This window comes from Gilvimarinus sp. 1_MG-2023, from assembly GCF_030548285.1.
Window position 1 is genome coordinate 1 of record NZ_JAUOSC010000766.1, and the last position, 293, is coordinate 293.

Annotated in this window: 1 protein-coding gene; it reads right to left on the reverse strand. The window is 57.3% G+C overall.

What is annotated here, in order from left to right; translation table 11 throughout:
- Positions 1-232, reverse strand: a 232-nt coding sequence (locus Q4563_RS18960; protein ID WP_303605614.1) for a hypothetical protein, incomplete at its 3' end; no start/stop codon positions are given.
- Positions 233-293 lie beyond the last annotated feature (61 nt).

Genomic DNA, 293 nt, shown 5'->3' on the forward strand with positions numbered 1-293 from the left:
CAATAGTCCCTTCCGAGCGGGTGATCATGCGGGTGGCGGTGCCGCGCATATGGCGAGCGGGCAGAGCATAGCGGGCGTTTTGCAGGACCAGCTCGCTGCTATTCGTGCTGTCGGTGCTGTCTGGGCTTGTTGCCGTATCGTTCAGACGCTCGCGAAAACGGGCGCTGTCACTGTGGACGGTCACTTCATTATTCAAAAAGCTGACATCGCCTTCAAATTCGGCCTGACGCAAGTCCGCATCCCAGTACGCTGACCGGCTCTTTAAAACGTAATCTTCCCGCTGCATGATGACG